Source organism: Vibrio sp. ER1A (assembly GCF_000733315.1).
Lineage (GTDB): Bacteria > Pseudomonadota > Gammaproteobacteria > Enterobacterales > Vibrionaceae > Vibrio > Vibrio mediterranei.
This window is the reverse complement of record NZ_JPJA01000096.1, coordinates 44799-64191: the sequence shown is the minus strand read 5'-3', so window position 1 is coordinate 64191 and position 19393 is coordinate 44799. Positions and strand designations below refer to the sequence as shown.

The 19393-nt window shown below is 45.8% G+C and carries 13 protein-coding genes; 8 read left to right on the top strand and 5 right to left on the bottom strand.

Annotation, left to right across the window (positions count from 1 at the left end; genetic code table 11):
* Positions 1-7 precede the first annotated feature (7 nt).
* Together HW45_RS26390 and metF are read left to right on the top strand one after the other, a co-directional pair.
* Positions 8-2434, top strand: a complete 2427-nt coding sequence (locus HW45_RS26390) for a bifunctional aspartate kinase/homoserine dehydrogenase II (RefSeq protein WP_038230973.1) — start codon at positions 8-10, stop codon at positions 2432-2434.
* Between the two features lie 329 nt (positions 2435-2763).
* Positions 2764-3654 carry a methylenetetrahydrofolate reductase gene (gene metF / locus HW45_RS26385; protein ID WP_006071160.1) on the top strand — a complete coding sequence of 297 codons (891 nt, stop codon included), beginning with the start codon at positions 2764-2766 and terminating at the stop codon, positions 3652-3654.
* A gap of 121 nt (positions 3655-3775) precedes the next feature.
* Here the strand turns inward: metF and HW45_RS26380 are convergent, their stop codons facing one another.
* The 3 genes from HW45_RS26380 to argE all read right to left on the bottom strand — a co-directional run bounded on the left by HW45_RS26380 (position 3776) and on the right by argE (position 8656).
* Positions 3776-4315, bottom strand: coding sequence for a PadR family transcriptional regulator (locus HW45_RS26380; RefSeq protein WP_006071159.1), 540 nt, complete (start codon positions 4313-4315; stop codon positions 3776-3778).
* A gap of 385 nt (positions 4316-4700) precedes the next feature.
* A complete protein-coding gene (ppc, locus tag HW45_RS26375; protein WP_038231069.1) occupies positions 4701-7334 on the bottom strand; it encodes a phosphoenolpyruvate carboxylase in 2634 nt (877 codons plus the stop codon).
* 182 nt (positions 7335-7516) lie between these two features.
* A complete protein-coding gene (gene argE / locus HW45_RS26370; protein WP_038230971.1) occupies positions 7517-8656 on the bottom strand; it encodes an acetylornithine deacetylase in 1140 nt (379 codons plus the stop codon).
* Between the two features lie 181 nt (positions 8657-8837).
* Between argE and argC the strand changes: the two genes are divergently transcribed.
* The 5 genes from argC (at position 8838) to HW45_RS26345 (ending at position 14748) form a co-directional block, all read left to right on the top strand.
* Positions 8838-9842, top strand: coding sequence for an N-acetyl-gamma-glutamyl-phosphate reductase (argC, locus tag HW45_RS26365; RefSeq protein WP_038230967.1), 1005 nt, complete (start codon positions 8838-8840; stop codon positions 9840-9842).
* A gap of 15 nt (positions 9843-9857) precedes the next feature.
* Positions 9858-10646 (top strand): acetylglutamate kinase, encoded by a 789-nt coding sequence (gene argB, locus HW45_RS26360; RefSeq protein WP_038230965.1) that lies wholly within the window; start codon positions 9858-9860, stop codon positions 10644-10646.
* Between the two features lie 81 nt (positions 10647-10727).
* Positions 10728-11945, top strand: coding sequence for an argininosuccinate synthase (locus HW45_RS26355; protein WP_006071150.1), 1218 nt, complete (start codon positions 10728-10730; stop codon positions 11943-11945).
* A 265-nt stretch (positions 11946-12210) separates the two neighbouring features.
* Entirely contained in the window at positions 12211-14085 is a 1875-nt protein-coding gene (gene argH, locus HW45_RS26350) for an argininosuccinate lyase (protein WP_038230963.1), read from the top strand.
* Between the two features lie 306 nt (positions 14086-14391).
* On the top strand, positions 14392-14748 hold the full coding sequence (locus tag HW45_RS26345) for a RidA family protein (RefSeq protein WP_006071144.1): 357 nt from the start codon (positions 14392-14394) through the stop codon (positions 14746-14748).
* An 83-nt stretch (positions 14749-14831) separates the two neighbouring features.
* On the opposite strand, the gene HW45_RS26340 is transcribed toward HW45_RS26345, so the two are convergent.
* Positions 14832-15560 (bottom strand): redoxin family protein, encoded by a 729-nt coding sequence (locus tag HW45_RS26340; protein ID WP_006071142.1) that lies wholly within the window; start codon positions 15558-15560, stop codon positions 14832-14834.
* Between the two features lie 161 nt (positions 15561-15721).
* Here HW45_RS26340 and oxyR point away from each other — a divergent pair, with 161 nt between their 5' ends.
* Positions 15722-16606, top strand: a complete 885-nt coding sequence (gene oxyR / locus HW45_RS26335; RefSeq protein WP_006071140.1) for a DNA-binding transcriptional regulator OxyR — start codon at positions 15722-15724, stop codon at positions 16604-16606.
* Positions 16607-16699: 93 nt separating this feature from the next.
* Here the strand turns inward: oxyR and HW45_RS26330 are convergent, their stop codons facing one another.
* Positions 16700-19348: a penicillin-binding protein 1A gene (locus HW45_RS26330; RefSeq protein WP_038230961.1), complete on the bottom strand. Its 2649-nt coding sequence runs from the start codon at positions 19346-19348 to the stop codon at positions 16700-16702.
* Positions 19349-19393 lie beyond the last annotated feature (45 nt).

Genomic DNA, 19393 nt, shown 5'->3' with positions numbered 1-19393 from the left:
TTGAGTTATGAGTACCACACCCGCTCCGGCGAAGAAGCAACTACATAAATTTGGCGGCAGTAGCTTGGCGGATCCTGAGTGTTATCGTCGTGTCGTTTCCATTCTTAAAGATTACTCACACAATGAAGATCTAATTGTGGTGTCTGCTGCAGGCAAAACCACAAACCGTTTAATTGAGTTTCTCGATGCACTCAATAAAGATGGTCGTATTGCTCACGAACACCTTCAGTCTTTAAGGCAGTTTCAAATCGAGCTCATCGATGAACTGTTGCAAGGTGATGAAGCTGAACAGCTTAAATCGCAGCTTAGTGATGAGTTCAGTACTTTAGGTGAACTGAGCTATCCCTTGAGTGAGGCGCAGCGTGCTGCCGTGCTGGGTCACGGTGAAGTATGGTCTTCTAGATTGCTGGCGGCGCTTTTACGTCAATCTGATTTGCCTGCGGTGGCGCAAGACGCTCGCGCTTTCTTACGAGCAGAATTTGGCACGCAGCCGGAAGTCGATCGTGCGAAGTCTTATGCTTTGATTAAAGATGTGTTGGCTCAGCATGCTCATCATCGTATTGTGATTACCGGTTTTATGGCGCAAAGCGATGAAGGTGATACGGTTTTGTTAGGGCGAAATGGTTCTGACTATTCAGCGACTGTGATTGGAGCACTTGCCGAAGTCTCTTGCGTGACCATTTGGAGTGATGTTGCAGGGGTTTATAGTGCTGACCCTCGTGTGGTGAGCGATGCCTGTCTTCTACCATTATTAAGGCTGGATGAAGCCAGTGAGTTGGCTCGCTTGGCCGCCCCTGTGCTACATAGCCGTACGCTTCAACCTGTGGCGCAAAGTGTTATGGATTTGAACTTACGTTGCAGTTATCAACCTGAGTCAGGCTCTACGCGTATAGAACGAGTGCTGGCGTCTGGGCGCGGTGCTAAGATCATTACCTCGTTAGATGAAGTACTGTTGATTGACCTCGTATTCGCCAGTGGTCATGATTTTGCTCGCGCACAAAACGAAGTGCTGAATGGTTTGAAGCGAGCGCAGCTTGAGCCACTAGCGTTTGAAGCGCAGTCTGATCAAGCACGTTTGCGCCTTGCTTATACGGCAGAAATTGCATCCGGGGCACTCAATGAGTTGCAAGACCTAGCCATTGAAGCGGAGATTAAGCTAAGAGAAGGGTATTCCATGTTGGCCGCTGTAGGGGCTGGTGTTACTAAGAATGCCAACCACTGTTTCGGTTTTTATCAGCAGCTTAAACATGCGCCAGTAGAGTTTTTCTCGGAAGCAGAATCTAAGTTAAGTCTTGCTGCTGTGTTGAGAAAGTCTGACATTCAACCTCTGCTTAAGTCCGTGCACACCCAGCTGTTCCAAGCTCAAAAACGCGTTGCTGTCGCCTTATGTGGCAAGGGTAACATTGGCTCTAGTTGGCTGGCGCTGTTTAAAGAGCAGAAAAGCGAGCTAGAAAAGCGCCGTGGAATGAGTTTTAACTTAGTTGCCGTGGTGGATAGCCAAACGTATTGGCTTGATGACCAAGGCATTAATGAGCAAACCGTGCTGGAGCGCTACGAGGATGAAGCTGTGGCATACCAGGGCAACGTTTGGTTACAGCAGCTTGCTAATCTTCAAGGTTACGATGAAGTTGTTGTTCTTGATGTGACGGCGAGTCCTGCATTAGCCGAGCAGTATCAAAGCATTGCGGAAAATGGCATGCATTTAATTTCGGCCAACAAAGTAGCGGGTTCTGCACCAAGTATTAGTTATCACGCAGTGCAAGATGCATTTTCGAAAACGGGTCGTCACTGGCTGTATAACGCGACGGTAGGCGCAGGGTTACCAATTAACCATACAGTACGCGATTTGCGTGAAAGCGGTGACGATATTGTGGCGTTGTCCGGTATTTTCTCCGGGACGTTATCTTGGTTGTTCCAGCAATTTGATGGCAGCGTGCCTTTCAGTGAGCTGGTGGATTTGGCTTGGCAACAAGGTTTGACCGAACCGGACCCTCGCGCTGATCTGGATGGCTCAGATGTGATGCGTAAGTTGGTTATTCTTGCTCGTGAATCTGGTTTAGATATTGAGCCTGATGCAGTAGCGGTGGAGTCACTGGTTCCGGAGGAGCTTGAGGAGTTGTCTCTAGATGGCTTTTTTGAAAAGGCAGAGCTACTGAGTGAAATCCTACAAGAACGTCTAGAGAAGGCGCAGCGTGAAGACAAAGTGCTGCGTTATGTGGCGCGTCTTGATCGCCAAGGTAAAGCTCGTGTCGGTATTGAAGCTTTGTCTAAAGAGCATGCACTTGCCAATCTGCTGCCGTGTGACAATATCTTTGCTATCGAAAGTAAGTGGTATAAAGATAACCCATTAGTGATTCGTGGCCCGGGAGCGGGACGTGAAGTAACTGCCGGTGCGATTCAGTCGGATTTAAATCTAATGTCGAGTTTCTTCTAGCGCACAACAAGTTGTTGGTTTTAAATTAGTTCTATCTCTAGGCTAGCGATAACCGCTAGCCTTTTTATTTGTTGCTTTTGCTTTATGTCCTTACCCCAGCACTCGTTACTTTCTTGAAAGTGAAGATCTCCTGAAACGCGTGACTCTGCTTTAGTTTCCTTAACTAAGCACATGAAAAAAATTCATAATGACTCTATTGACTTTAAATGCCATTCATTTCATTCTGTAGACATATAGACGTCTAAACGTCAAAACATAAAATTTAGCTATAGACAGGTTTTATCTAAGGTTGGATGGGATAACCAACCTTGGTATTTAGGGAGAGAACCATGGGATACACACACGCTGGACACATCGATGCTTTGAACCAGAATATTGCTGAGCTTTCTGACAATATCAACGTTTCATTTGAGTTCTTTCCACCGAGCACGCCAACAATGGAAGAAACCCTTTGGAAATCTGTTCACCGTCTAAAAACGCTGCAACCTAAGTTTGTTTCTGTGACCTATGGAGCGAACTCTGGCGAGCGCGACCGTACTCACTCAATTATCAAAGAAATCAAATCAGAGACTGGACTTGTCGCGGCGCCGCACCTGACCTGTATTGATGCGTCTCGTGATGAGCTTATTGATATTGCTGAGGATTATTGGAGCAACGGTATCAAGAACATCGTTGCGCTACGTGGTGATATCCCAGCGGGTGGTGGCCAACCGGATATGTATGCCTCTGATCTGGTCGAATTGCTAAAGTCGCGTCATGATTTCGATATTTCGGTAGCGGCCTTCCCAGAAGTGCATCCGGAAGCGAAGAGTGCTCAAGCGGATCTACTGAACCTAAAGCGCAAAGTGGATGCAGGTGCAAACCGAGCGATTACTCAGTTCTTCTTTGATGTAGAAAGTTACCTGCGTTTCCGTGACCGTTGTGTGGCCGCTGGTATCGACGTGGAAATTGTTCCGGGTATCCTACCTGTTTCAAACTTTAAACAGGCGTCACGCTTTGCTGGCATGAACAAGGTAAAAGTACCAGGTTGGATGCAAAAGCAGTTTGAAGGTTTAGATGACGACCCAGTGACTCGTCAGTTAGTCGGTGCGAGTCAAGCGATTGATATGGTTCGCGTATTGAGTCGTGAAGGAGTAAAGGACTTCCATTTTTACACACTAAATCGTGCTGAAATGACTTACGCACTGTGCCATACATTAGGTGTACGTCCACAGGTATAGTGATTTCTTAAGACTCCTTCCATTCCAACAAAAAAGCGTCAGGTGTATTACGATACACCTGACGCTTTTTTGAACTCAAGAACCAAACTAGGTCGCTAACGACCCTAGCTTGTCTACTTGTTTACGCTAACGCTTCTAATTCAGACAGCGCTTCTTCTGCCCATTCTAACCAAGCTTGACGAGCAAGTAGGTTACGGCGCAGTGTTAGACGCTCAAGACGAGCGTGTTTGTCTAATGTGTTTGGTGTTGCGTAGTAGGCCGCTTCAATTTCACGGTAGTGCGCAACAAGCTTTTTCGACTCTTCGATCAACTCTTCAAGTTGAATGCGGAATGCAGCTGATGGTTGTACCGCACAGGCCGCTAGCTTCGCTGAGAATTCATCACGTACGGTAGGGTGTACCGTTGGTTGTTCAAACCATTCGCCTAACGCGCTACGGCCTGAGTCAGTGATTGAGTAAACTTTACGATCTGGTTTACCTTCTTGGGGTTCAAGTTTGCAAGTAACCAGTTCTTTGTCGGCCATTTTGTTTAGCTCACGATAAACTTGCTGGTGGCTTGCTTTCCAGAAGTAACCGATGCTCGCAGAAAACTCCTTAGTGATGTCATAGCCAGTCGCATCGCGAGTGCTAAGAACAGTAAGGATTACGTGTGGTAGTGACATGTCTTAAGTCCAAATGGTCAATAACGTAATAATAATTATGTTGCTCCACGTCGCAGATGTACGACTGCGAAAACGCCTTGGAATTCAAAAATGATTCCAGGAAACTCGCGCAAAAGAGCAATGCCAATCTTGTTGGCACGTGTAACCTTGTTTTAAGCCTTTGTCACCTAGGAAGTCACGTGATCACGTGACCCGCACTGTCGATATAATAGTATTTTTGTTTTATCGAACAGTGGTAAGTAAGTATATCGAATTCTATAAGCAAGAAGTGGAATAGAACGTGATACCACTTCAAAAAACTAACAAAACTCTCAATAAGTATGCCACTAAAAATAAAAGGCCGCAATGTGCGACCTTTTGTCTTTTTTGTAAAATAATATATCGTCTAACCGGTGTTTCGCATGCCTGCTGCGATGCCAGCGATAGTTACCATGAGTGCTTCTTCTAGTTCAGCTTCAGTGTCTTCGCTTTGACGAGTTCGATACAACAGCTCAGCTTGAAGCATATTGAGTGGTTCGACATAGGTGTTACGCAAGCGAATCGATTCTTGACCCCAAGGATCACTCTGCATTAGGTGGTTATGGTTCTCTACATTAAGTACTGCTTTAATGTCTTGCTGCAGTTGGGCTCGCAGCTTATCACCCAATGGTAATAGCTCTGGTGCAGCCAAGCGTTGGTCATAATAGCGTGAGATTTCCATATTACACTTGGTGTACACCATCTCTAACATACCAAGACGAGTTGAGAAGAATGGCCATTCACGACACATTTCTTCCAGCAGAGCTTGGTGACCTTTATCAATGGAGTATTGAATCGCTTCTCCGGCCCCTAACCAAGCAGGCAGAACTAAGCGGTTTTGACTCCATGAGAAAATCCAAGGAATCGCACGTAAGCTTTCTACGCCGCCATTAGGGTTACGTTTCGCAGGACGAGAACCTAGTGGTAGTTTGCCCAGCTCAAGTTCAGGGGTAGCTTGACGGAAGTACGGAACAAAGTCAGGTTCACCACGAACTACTTTACGATAAGCCTCGCAAGACACTTCAGAGAGCACTTCCATTAGGTCACGCCATGCCTGTTTTGGTTCTGGTGGTGGCAGAAGGTTAGCTTCTAGAATCGCACTGGCGTATAAGTTAAAGCTGTTTACGGCAATCTCTGGTAAACCAAGCTTAAAGCGGATCATCTCGCCTTGCTCAGTTACGCGTAAGCCGCCTTTCAGACTCTTAGGTGGCTGAGACAGCAGTGCTGCGTGTGCAGGCGCACCACCACGACCGATGGTACCGCCACGACCATGGAAGAGTGTAATATCGATACCGGCCTGTTCGCCCACTTCGACCAAGGATTCCATAGCGCTGTACTGTGCCCAGCCTGCCGACATAACACCGGCATCTTTAGCGGAGTCTGAGTAACCAATCATTACCATTTGATGGTTTTGAATGTAGCCGCGATACCAGTCGATATCGAACAGCTGCTTCATAACAGCTTCAGAATTATTCAGGTCGTCTAGCGTTTCAAAGAGCGGACACACGTCCATACGGAACTTACAACCACACTCTTGAAGAATTAGGTGGACAGCCAGGACATCGGAGGCAGTACGTGCCATAGAAATGACATAGGCTCCGAAGGCTTCGCGAGATTGTGAAGCGATAACACGGCAAGTATCCAATACTTCTTGAACGTCTTCCGATGGCTCCCAATCGCGAGGAAGCAATGGACGCTTAGAGCTCAACTCATTGATAAGGAAAGATACTTTGTCTTGCTCGCTCCACTGGTCGTAGTCGCCTAGACCTAGGTAGCGAGTAAGCTCAGAGATAACGTCTGAGTGACGAGTGCTTTCTTGACGAATATCGAGACGTACTAGGTGTACACCAAACGCTTTAACACGGCGTAGGGTATCCAGCAGTGAACCGTCGGCAACGATAGCCATACCGCTTTCACGCAGTGACTTGTAACACGCCATTAGCGGTTGCCAAAGTTGGTCGGCATCTTCGAGAATCGGTTTGTTTGGCACCTCTTGACGATTGATTTGCGCTTCAATCACTTCAAGGGTGTTCATTAACAACGTACGTACTGGTTTTAGAATTGCACGGTATGGTTCGTGCTGTTCGCCAGCAAGCTCACGAACTTGGTCGTTACATTTGACCATCGAGAGCTCAGTGATCAGCTCTTGGAAATCTTTCAGGTAAAGCTCTGCTGCTTTCCAGCGAGAGAGAAGCATGACTTCACGCGTGATCTTGTGAGTCACAAATGGGTTACCGTCGCGATCACCCCCCATCCAAGATGAGAAATGTACTGGACGCGCATCAATAGGCAGACCTTCATCAAGGAAGCCTTTCAGCTTCTCATCAAATTCACGTAAGAATTCTGGTACTGCTTCCCAAAGCGAGTTTTCAACAACCGCAAAGCCCCATTTTGCTTCATCAAGTGGCGTTGGGCGTTGCTGACGAATTACATCTGAGTGCCAGCTTTGGGCAATCAATTGTTCCAGACGACGCTCGGTTCTTTTACGTTCTTTAACCGAAAGTTCGTTTAGCTCTAATTTAGATAAGCACTCATTGATTTTCACCAGCTTGTTAATCATGGTGCGACGAGTGATTTCGGTTGGGTGAGCCGTTAGCACAAGTTCGATATTAAGATCACGAACCGCTTGAGCGCTATCGAGCTTGCTGATGTTTTCTTGGCTTAGTTTTGAAAATAATGACGAAATTGGATCCGGTTCACACACATCTGCTTCACAGCTACGTGAAATGGTGTGGTATTGATCGGCAATGTTGGTCAAATTTAGAAATTGGTTGAATGCACGAGCGACAGGTGTGAGTTGCTCATTCGGCAGGTTGGTAATCTCTTCAATTAGTAATTCACGATCGGCTTCATTGCCTGCACGCACAACGGATTTGGAAAGCTTACGAATTTTCTCTACTTTCTCGAGAATCTCGTCTCCATGCGCTTCCTTGATGGTGTTACCCAACAAGTGCCCTAGCATCCTAACATTGCTCTTCAATGGGGCATATTTTTCGTTCATAGTCGTCCTGCCTTGTAATTTAACTACATCCATTATTCCTTCTCAGCCTCACAATCTAGCTAAAAATGCTAGTGCGAGTCAAATAAAGTAAACCAAGTTTGCGTTTATCGTGTTGGCACGAAATCCGCACACTTAGTGAACTTTATTCATTGAATTGTTGAAATTTTATTACAGCTTGTAAGTTACTCGAAACAATATTGGCGTATAGATTTAGCCAAAATATTGATGGTTGGATCGATAAAATCGAAACTCAAGAACTCATCAGGTTGGTGTGCTTGGTCAATAGAGCCTGGTCCAAGCACCAAAGTAGGGCACAATTGCTGTAAGAACGGTGCTTCAGTACAGTAGTTAACCGTTTCTGACGGAATTTCGCATAGTGCCTCCATGCCACCAACAAACGGATGATGGTGATCGCACTCGTATCCGGGAATAGGTTCATGCAACGCAGTGATGGATAACCTGCCTGGCCATTTAGCTTCGACTTCTTTTAATGCATCTCGTAACAAATTATCCAGTCCATCTAAGCTAATTCCCGGTAGCGGTCTGACGTCATAATGCAGCTCACAGCAGCCACAAATGCGATTGGCACTGTCACCACCGTGAATATGTCCAAGGTTCAAGGTTGGGCTAGGTATTGCAAATCCAGGGTGATGGTATTCTTTGATTAAGCGATCACGCAGCTTCATCATGGCAAACAACACTTCGTGCATAATCTCAATCGCATTAACGCCAAGCGCAGGATCTGACGAGTGACCGGACTTTCCTGTTACACGAATGGCGTTAGCCACGTGCCCCTTATGACCGCGGATAGGCACCAAGCTGGTTGGTTCGCCAATAATGCAATAATCAGGTTTGAAAGGTGCATTATCCGTAAAGTGTCGTGCGCCAAGCATTGTGGTTTCTTCATCGCACGTGGCCAAGACATAAAGAGGTTTGGTCTGTTTGCTCCAATCAATTTTCTTCACTGCCTCGTAAATGAAGGCGAAGAAGCCCTTCATATCTGCCGTTCCTAGACCATAGAAACGATCGTTAGCTTCGGTTAGTTCATGAGGGTTAAAGCTCCAACGGCCTTCATCAAAAGGTACGGTATCGCTATGGCCAGCTAAGAGTAAGCCACCTTCACCTTGGCCCTTCTTCGCAATCATATTGAATTTGTTTGGCTCTACCTCGATAACTTCAACGTCAAAGCCAAGATCCTTCATCCAAGTCGCCAGCTTTTCGATGACTTTTGCATTGCCATGGTCCCAACTCGGATCGGTGGAGCTGATCGAAGGAGTGCTAATTAGGCCTTTGTAGACCTCTAAAAAACTGGGTAATTGCATATTATCTTCGCTTCTACTGTTGACAGATTAATCTTAAGACGGTAAAACACATATTAAATCAAAATTAATGAATAAAAAATCAATTAAAGAGCTTTTTTTTATATTTATAGTCATTAATTGCCATATTCATAAACCGATATAACAAGCCTAGTTCAACAGACTCATTAACGGATGTAGAGAAATGCTGAAAACCACCATTATTGGCGCAACAGGATACACAGGAGCGGAGCTCGCTCTTATGGTCACAAAACACCCTGAACTCACGCTATCAGGTTTATACGTGTCCGCCAATAGTGTGGATGCAGGTAAGCCGATTTCACAACTGCATGGCAAACTTGCAGGCTTAGTCGATATGTCGGTTCAACCATTAAACGACGTCAAAAAGGCGGCAAGTGAATGCGATATTGTTTTTCTTGCCACAGCGCATGAAGTCAGTCATGACTTGGCACCAGAATTTTTAGAACAAGGTTGCCAAGTGTTTGACTTATCAGGTGCTTATAGGGTTAAAGCCGACGATTTTTATACCACGTTCTACGGCTTTGAGCATCAAAATGAAAGCTGGTTGGACAAGGCGGCGTATGGCTTAGCTGAATGGAATGCACAAGATATCGAGCAGGCTCAATTAGTTGCTGTTCCGGGATGTTATCCAACCGCTTCGCAACTGGCGATTAAGCCTTTGCTGGAAGCTGGCATTATCGATACTCAAATGTGGCCAGTGATTAACGCCACTAGTGGAGTGACAGGTGCGGGCCGCAAAGCGACCATGACCAATAGTTTTTGTGAAGTGAGCCTGCAACCATACGGGTTGTTCAATCACAGACATCAGCCAGAGATTGCCACACACTTAGGTTGTGATGTGATCTTTACGCCTCATTTAGGCAACTTTAAACGTGGCATCCTTGCAACGATTACCATGAAGCTCAATGAGGGTGTGACTGAGGAACAAGTGGAAGCTGCATTCGCGTCAGCGTATCAAGGACAGCCTGGTGTACGCGTTAAAGGTAATGTGATTCCAAGAATTCAAGATGTTGAGAACACCCCTTTCTGCGACTTAGGTTGGAAGCTACAGGGTCAACATATCATCGTTGTTTCAGCCATTGATAACTTGCTAAAAGGGGCATCGAGCCAAGCAATGCAGTGCCTAAACATTAAAAACCAGTTTGCCCAGTTAACGGCACTTATCTAGAGCGAGGAACGCGGAATGAGTAATCAAAATACACCATTAGTTATCAAATTAGGTGGTGCTGCGCTGTCTTGTTCACAGACACTGGGGCAACTGTTTGCAGCAATCTCCGACTATCAGAAACAAGCACAACGAGAGATTGTGATTGTTCATGGTGGTGGCTACCTGGTGGATGATTTAATGAAGCAATTGAATCTTCCAACAGTAAAAAAGCAAGGGCTACGTGTTACTCCTTACGACCAAATTCCATTAATTACTGGCGCACTGGCTGGTACGGCCAACAAGTTGCTTCAAGGTGATGCCATCAAAGCGGGTATTAATGCGGTAGGTTTGAGCCTTGCTGATGGCGGCTTGTGTGAAGTGAGCGAGTTAGATCCTGAACTAGGTGCTGTTGGTAGTGCGAAACCAGGTAACCCTGCGGTATTACAAGCTGTCCTCAAAACCGGCGCTCTGCCTATCATTAGTTCCATCGGTCTTGATAACCAAGGTCAGCTAATGAATATTAATGCGGACCAAGCGGCTGTTGCTGTAGCGGGTGCATTAGATGCGGAATTAGTCCTGCTCTCTGACGTGAGTGGAGTATTAGATGGCAAAGGTCATTTGTTGCCGAGCTTAACTCAGCAAGAGGCGGATGCCTTGATTGAAGGCAAAGTGATTACCGACGGCATGATCGTTAAAGTTCAAGCTGCTCTGGAAGCGGCGAACGATCTTGGCCGTCCAATTGAAGTCGCCACGTGGCGCTATCCGAATAAGTTAGTCGAATTGTTTGCTGGTAAAAGCATCGGCACCCAGTTCGTACCCAATTAATTTTTGTTAAAACAGTTATCTGAATAGTTGAGTAACCCGAGGCACTGACCGCCAAAATCAGGCTCGGACAAGGAGAGAAACATGAGCAAACCATCTGTAAAAAAAGTTGTTGTAGCCTATTCCGGCGGTCTGGATACGTCTGTGATCATTCCATGGCTAAAAGAAAACTATGACTGTGAAGTTGTAGCATTTGTGGCGGATGTTGGTCAGGGCGAAGAAGAGCTTATCGGCATTGAAGAAAAAGCCAAAGCATCGGGTGCATCAGAGTGTTACATCGCTGACCTTAAAGAAGAAATGGTCGCAGATTATATCTTCCCTACGTTAAAAACGGGTGCGTATTACGAAGGCAAATATCTACTAGGCACGTCAATGGCACGTCCTATCATTGCGAAGGCTCAGGTTGAAGTGGCACGTAAAGTAGGCGCGGACGCACTGTGTCATGGCTGTACAGGTAAGGGTAATGACCAAGTTCGTTTTGAAGGTGCATTTGCAGCGCTTGCCCCTGACCTAAAAGTGATAGCACCTTGGCGTGAATGGGATCTCGTTAGCCGTGAGGAGTGCTTAGACTATCTAGCAGAGCGTAATATTCCGTGTACTGCTTCTCTGACCAAGATTTACTCACGTGATGCGAACGCATGGCATATCTCTACAGAAGGTGGTGTTCTAGAAGATACTTGGAATGCGCCAAATGAAGATTGCTGGGTATGGACTGTTGACCCAGAGCAAGCGCCAAACGAGGCGGAGTATGTGACTTTAGAAGTGAAACAAGGTGAAGTCGTTGCTGTCGATGGCGAGCAAATGACGCCATACAATGCGCTAGTGTACCTAAATGAGAAAGGTGCGAAGCACGGTGTTGGTCGTATTGATATCGTTGAAAACCGTTTGGTTGGTATGAAGTCTCGTGGTTGTTATGAAACTCCGGGGGGCACTATTATGATGGAAGCGCTGCGTGCGGTTGAGCAACTTGTTTTGGATAAAACGTCGTTTGAGTTTCGTGAAGAGCTAGGCATTAAAGCGTCGCACCTTGTTTATGATGGTCGTTGGTTTACACCGCTATGTAAGTCAATTCTCGCGGCGTCAGAAGAGCTTGCTCAAGACGTTAACGGCGAAGTTGTTATCAAACTATACAAAGGTCAAGCGATTGTGACGCAAAAACGCAGTGTAAACAGCCTGTACTGCGAAGAGTTTGCTACGTTTGGTGAAGATGAAGTGTATGACCAAAGTCATGCAGAAGGCTTTATCCGCCTGTACTCACTTTCAAGCCGTATCCGTGCTCTTAACGAAGTGAAGAGAAAGTAATCTCATATCACCCTGCATGAGATCGCATGCTTCGCTATACTGATTGAAATAACGAAACCCATTTGATATCAAATGGGTTTCTTGTTTTTTGCCGCAACGTCAGTCACTAAATTGATTTATTTTGAATATTTATGTGAAATAAATGAATTTTTACTTTATTTTTAATTCAATTTGCCGTAAGTTGAACCCTAACAATAAAGAAACTGAGTTGCATCAGATTCAAGCCGAACAAAGCAGTGAAGATTGAGCAGTTAGGAGAGACACGATGGCATTATGGGGCGGAAGATTTACCCAAGCAGCAGATACGAGATTCAAAGACTTTAATGATTCATTGCGCTTTGATTACCGACTTGCTGAGCAAGACATTGTTGGCTCAATTGCTTGGTCAAAAGCGCTGGTATCGGTGGATGTATTAACTGAGGAAGAACAGCAAAAGCTTGAGTTGGCATTAAACGAACTTAAGCTTGAGGTCATGGAAAACCCTAAGCAAATCTTACGCTCTGATGCGGAAGATATTCATAGCTGGGTTGAACAACAGCTTATTAGCAAAGTCGGCGACCTCGGCAAAAAACTGCATACTGGACGTTCTCGTAATGACCAAGTAGCGACCGATCTAAAGTTATGGTGTCGTCAGCAAGGTCAACAGCTATTACTCGGTTTAGATAGACTGCAATCGCAAATGGTTGAGGTGGCGAGAGTCCATCAAGATACTGTGCTTCCTGGCTACACTCACTTGCAGCGTGCTCAACCGGTGACATTTGCCCATTGGTGTTTGGCTTACGTAGAGATGTTTGAGCGTGATTATTCGCGTTTGGAAGATGCTATCAAGCGTCTGGATACATGCCCATTAGGCTCAGGAGCACTTGCTGGGACGGCTTATCCGATGGATCGTGAGCAGCTAGCTCATAACCTTGGTTTCAGAAGAGCAACACGTAATAGTCTGGATTCCGTATCAGACCGTGACCATGTTATGGAGCTGATGTCTATCGCATCTATCTCGATGTTGCATCTATCTCGTCTCGCTGAAGACATGATCTTCTACAACTCTGGTGAATCTAATTTCATTGAGCTCGCAGATACAGTGACGTCTGGCTCTTCTCTAATGCCACAGAAAAAGAACCCGGATGCGCTTGAGTTAATTCGTGGTAAAACGGGCCGTGTCTATGGTTCATTGGCTGGCATGATGATGACAGTAAAGGCGTTGCCACTTGCTTACAACAAAGATATGCAGGAAGACAAAGAAGGTCTATTCGATGCACTAGATACCTGGAACGACTGCATGGAAATGGCAGCACTGTGTTTTGATGGTATCAAGGTAAATGGTGAACGTACTCTTGAAGCGGCGAAGCAAGGTTACGCAAACTCGACCGAGCTTGCTGATTACCTGGTTGCTAAAGGTATTCCGTTCCGTGAGGCGCACCATATTGTTGGCGTTGCGGTGGTGAGTGCAATTGCTAAGGGCTGTGCTCTAGAAGAATTATCTATTGTTGAGCTGCAAGAGTTCTCTCCAGTCATTGAACAAGATGTGTATGACATTCTTACTATTGAAAGCTGTCTTGAGAAACGTAGTGCCCTAGGTGGTGTTGCGCCTCAGCAAGTGGCTTATGCAGTTGACCAGGCCGAGAAGCGTCTAAGTGCTCGTGATAACTCGGCAGTGAAAGTCCGTTCTGCAAGACTCACTGATATCGATGCGTTGGAAAGCATGGTGGCTTATTGGGCTAACCTTGGAGAGAACTTACCGCGCAGTCGTAATGAACTAGTGCGTGACATTGGTTCATTTGCGGTAGCAGAGCATCATGGGGAAGTAACAGGTTGTGCATCCTTGTATGTGTATGACTCAGGACTGGCTGAAATTCGCTCACTAGGTGTCGAAGCAGGTTGGCAAGGTCAAGGGCAAGGTACTGCTATTGTGCAACACCTGGTTGAGAAAGCGCGTAAGATGGCGATTAAGAAGGTCTTTGTACTGACCCGTACGCCAGAGTTCTTTATGAAGCATGACTTCATTCCAACGTCGAAGACGCTATTGCCTGAGAAAGTTCTGAAAGACTGTGATCAGTGTCCAAGACAGCATGCTTGTGATGAGGTAGCGTTGGAAGTTAACTTAGTAGAGCAAATAATTACTAAGATGAATGTTGCCTAACTCATTGAAAAATAACTGAGTAAGAAAAAGATCGAAAAAATTTTAAAAAAGATCATTTTTCTGGGAACAATTAAGAAAAGGCGCGGTCTATTAAAGTACCACTGCTTTTTCTTAGAAGAATCTAAGAAGGCCCCGAGTCAAGGTTGACTACGGGGCTTTTTTCTTTCTGCCGTTCGGCAAATCTTTGATTGAATTCTGTTATCGCCAAGCATGTCACAGTGTAGTCGTGTTGAACTTCTATCGAATCCGTTAGAATACGCTTTCCTGTTTCACTATAAGCCGTCCTCTGAGACTAAGAAGATAAGAATGATTGAACGCATCCATACGAAAGAGCGCATGAGCCGCATTGTTAAGCACAACGGTACTATTTACCTATGTGGTCAGGTTTGTGCAGACGCGACGAAAGATATTACAGAGCAGACACAAACCATGCTCGATAAGGTTGAAGCGTTGCTTTTGGAAGCCGGTAGTGACAAAGAGCACATGCTGTCGGCAACTATCTACCTAAAAGACATGCAAGATTTCCAAGCAATGAACGCAGTATGGGATGCTTGGGTTCCCGCTGGTTTTGCTCCAGCTCGTGCGTGTGTGACTGGTGATATGGCGCGTGAAGCGCTGTTGGTAGAGATTTCTGTTATTGCTGCTGAAATTGAGACAAAGTAAGCCAAAAGCTACCCTAAGATGAAACCAAAAAGCGAGCCCATATGGGACTCGCTTTTTTAGTGTCTATTTGAGTGTAAGAAGCTTTAGCCTAGATAAGCTTCTAGCTCTTCGCTACCACCAATGTGTTTACCGCCGATAAAGACTTGCGGAACTGTAGTACGACCAGAGATAGCGCGCAGTGTTACCGTTGTTGCATCCTTACCCAGAATGACCTCTTCATACTGCAAGCCGTGGTCAATCAGGTTCTGTTTTGCTTTCATACAGAACGGACAACCAGGTTTACTGAATACTGTGATTGATTCTTGAGTTCGGTAATCAGGTGCAATGTAGCCCAACATAGTATCTGCGTCAGAGACTTTGAACGGGTCACCCGGCTCGTTTGGTTCGATAAACATTTTTTCTACGATGCCATCTTTCACCAACATGCTGTAGCGCCATGAGCGCTTACCAAAGCCAAGATCGTTTTTCTCAACCAGCATACCCATGCCTTCAGTGAAGTCACCATTGCCATCTGGGATGAAGGTGATGTTCTCAGCTTCTTGGTCGTTCTTCCAAGCGTTCATTACAAATGTATCATTTACAGACACACAAAGAATTTCATCTACGCCATGTTCTTTGAAGACTGGGAACAGTTCATTGTAACGTGGCAAGTGGCTAGAAGAACAGGTTGGTGTGAAAGCACCCGGCAAGCTGAATACGATAACCGTTTTACCTTTAAAAAGTTCATCAGTGGTTACATTAACCCATGCGTCACCTTGACGAGTTGGAAATGTCACTTGAGGAACGGCTTGGCCTTCTTTAGATGCAAACATAATCTTGTCCTTATGGAATCTTAAATTCGATTAACTTGAAAATCTCTGTGAGCTTAGCGCTTACTGCTGTGCTTCGTTGAGACCATTATCAAAAAAATGGATTGATAGTTCTAATCGTTTATTGTTATGGTATCGATAGCTATATTCTATCGGAGTCAGCAATGAACATTCGCGATTTTGAGTACCTCGTCGCTCTAGCGGAACACAAGCATTTTCGTAAGGCTGCTGAGGCATGTTTTGTCAGTCAGCCGACCTTAAGTGGTCAAATTCGTAAACTCGAAGATGAAATTGGCACCTCACTGCTCGAACGCAGCAGTCGAAGAGTGTTGTTCACCGATGCGGGTTTGCAGTTGGTGGAGCAGGCTAAGCGTGTGTTAAAAGAAGTAAAAACCTTTCGTGAGATGGCGGCAGGGCAGAGTGGTGAAATGACTGGACCTATGCACATTGGTTTCATTCCCACCGTTGGACCTTATTTACTTCCTAAAATCATCCCTAAACTGAAAGATGCGTTTCCGGAGCTAGAGCTTTATTTGCATGAAGCGCAAACTCATCAGCTAGTAAGACAGTTGGAAGAAGGTAAATTGGACTGTTTAGTTCTGGCTTCGGTACCCGAAACGGCACCTTTTAAAGAAATTGAAGTATATAACGAGCCAATGAGTGTGGCTGTACCTTGTGATCATGAATGGGCTAACAAGGACCAGATCGAAATGGCAGAGTTGAATGGCCAGACCGTACTCTCATTAGGCGATGGACACTGTTTACGCGACCAGGCATTAGGTTTCTGTTTTGCTGCTGGCGCTCGGGATGACGAGCGTTTTAAGGCGACGAGTCTTGAGACGCTACGAAATATGGTGGCAGCTGGCGCAGGTATTACTTTATTGCCAGAGCTCTCCTTACCGACTGAAAAAGTGAAAGATGGTGTTTGTTATGTGACTGCCATTAATCCAACGCCTTCTCGAAGTATTGTCCTTGCTTATCGACCAGGCTCGCCGCTTCGCGCAAGGTTTGAAAAGTTGGCTAAGGCGATTACCGAGTATTTAAGCTAACGATCAGGCTAGCTTTGAGACTGCTCAAAATAGCAACTCTCAGATATCATAAAGGGGCGTAAACGCCCCTTTTTTCTTATTTATCGTTCAAACTTAGAACAGACTATCGCCACCCGATTCATCGCTTGAATATAAGGTGTCAGTAAGGCTGTCTTGGACATACTCTTTTGGTTCGGTACCAATTTTGAAGTATTCAAACATGGTAGAACCATCGGTCTTATTGGTTAGCATTCCTGAATCACGATCAATACGAACACGAGTAATGTCATTCGGGATTTGCTTCGCTTGTTGAGGGTGACCTTCTAAAGCAACATGCATAAAGTCAACCCAAGCTGGTTGCGCAGTCTTAGCACCAGCTTCTGCGCCAGTAATTTGGTCTTTACCTAGGTTCGGGTTTGCTGTGGTACGACCTAGCTTGCGCTGGTGGTCATCAAAGCCAACCCACGCAGTGGCAACAATGCCTGGACCATAACCGTTGTACCATGCATCTTTCGAGTCATTAGTCGTACCGGTTTTACCGCCGATATCACGACGCTTGAGCTTCTGAGCTCGCCAACCAGTGCCGTTCCAGCCAGTGCCTTCTCGCCAGTTACCGCCACCCCAGACGTTGCTGTAGAGCATTTCTCGAGTTAAGAACGCAGTTTGTTCCGATAGAACTTTTGGCGCATAGCGTGGTTCGTCCGAGTTCATGTCCTCCTCATTGAACTGAGCAATGTCGACTGGTGTAAGCTCTGTCGCATTTGTCGCTTCTTCAATGCTTGGTGCTGCACTGTCATCATCGCTTGCACTGTTCATTTCAGGTGCTTGCATTTGTGGACAGTCTTGGTGGCACACTACTTTTGGATTCGCTTCGAACTCGACCTTACCAAATGGGTCCTCAACCTTACTGATGTAATAAGGCTCTACATAGTAACCACCATTGGCAAATACTGAGAAACCCTGTGCCATCTGGACAGGTGTCAAACTACCTGCACCTAAAGCAATCGTTTCTGAACGTGGTAGCTTCGATTTATCAAAGCCAAAACGAGTCAGGTAATCACGAGTTTCATCTAAACCAACTTCACGTAGCACTCGTACAGCCATGACGTTCTTAGATTGTGCTAGACCAATTCTTAGACGAGTAGGGCCAGTATAGGTCGGTGGTGAGTTTTTCGGGCGCCATGCGGTACCTGCACTCTTGTCCCATTTGTTGATTGGGGCATCATTGACTAGGCTTGCCAGTGTCATCCCTTTATCCAATGCAGCGGCATAGATAAATGGTTTGATACTAGAACCTACTTGTCTTACTGACTGAGTAGCGCGGTTAAACTTGCTGTGAACAAAGTTAAAACCACCAACTAGAGAAAGCACAGCACCATTTTCAGGGTTGATAGCGACGAAAGCAGTATTTGCATTCGGAACCTGGCTTAAACGCCACGTAATCGCTACGGGTTCTGGTATCTCGCCTTCCTCGGTTTGTACTTCTTTATCTTCAGGAGCCACATCTGGTGTACCGTCTAAATCGGCAGCGCGTACCCAAATTTGCTGACCAACCGCTACGATATCTGACGCTGTTTTAGGTGCATCGCCTTGACGGTCATCGGTTCTAAACTTACGTGCCCATTTCATGTTGTCCCAATCAATGGTTTGCTCGCCGTAGCTCTTAACGTATACCGTAGCTGTTTTACCTTCGACCTTCTCAACAACGGCTGGGCGTAGCTCGCCATATGTTGGCTGGCTGCGAAGATGTTTGGCGATCTCTTCTTGGCTCATTGCTGTTTGGTCTGGTTTCCAAAGTACTTTTTCAGCACCGCGATAGCCGTGACGTTCATCGTAGCTAAGTAAGTTTTTGATGGCAGCAATATGAGCCGCTTTTTGCAGCTTAGAGTCAACGGTTGTGGTGATGCGCATACCAGATTCATAAGCGGCTTCACCATAGCGACTTACCATCCAAGCGCGAGCGATTTCTGCTACATAAGGTGCGCTGAGTTCGATCTCTGCACCATGATATTGAGAAATAATAGGTTCGGCACGAGCTTCATCAAATTGCGCTTGAGTGATGTACTTCTCTGACAACATACGAGAGAGCACCACGTTGCGGCGCTGCGTTGCACGCTCGACCGAATAGATCGGGTTCATTGTTGATGGCGCTTTAGGCAAACCAGCCAGCACGGCAATTTCACTTAGCGTTAGATCTTTAAGGTCGCGTCCAAAATAAGCTTGTGCTGCTGCACCAAAGCCGTATGAGCGATAACCTAGGAAGATTTTATTGACGTACAACTCCATGATCTCTTGCTTGCTTAGCAATTGCTCAATGTGTACCGCAATAAAGATTTCTTTAATTTTACGCATGACCTTCTTCTCGTTAGATAAGAAGAAGTTACGAGCTAACTGTTGGGTAATGGTACTCGCACCTTGAGACGCGCTACCAGAAGCAATGACGGCTACTGCAGCACGTGTAATACCAATTGGGTCAAAACCATAGTGGTCGTAGTAGCGACTGTCTTCCGTCGCAATCAGCGCATCGATAAGCTCTTGAGGGATCTCATCGTAAGATATTGGAATACGACGCTTTTCGCCAAACTGTGCGATCAACTTCCCATCTTGGCTAAACACCTGCATTGGAGTTTGTAGCTGTACATCTTTTAACGTTGCAACGTCGGGTAACTCAGGTTTTACGTAGTAGTAAAACCCGAAGATGGTACCGACTCCAAGCAGCATGCAAATCAATGCAAAAACCAACAGTCTCTTTATGAACTTCACCGGAGATTCCCTGATTAATTAAGGTTATGGGTAGGCAATTACTTG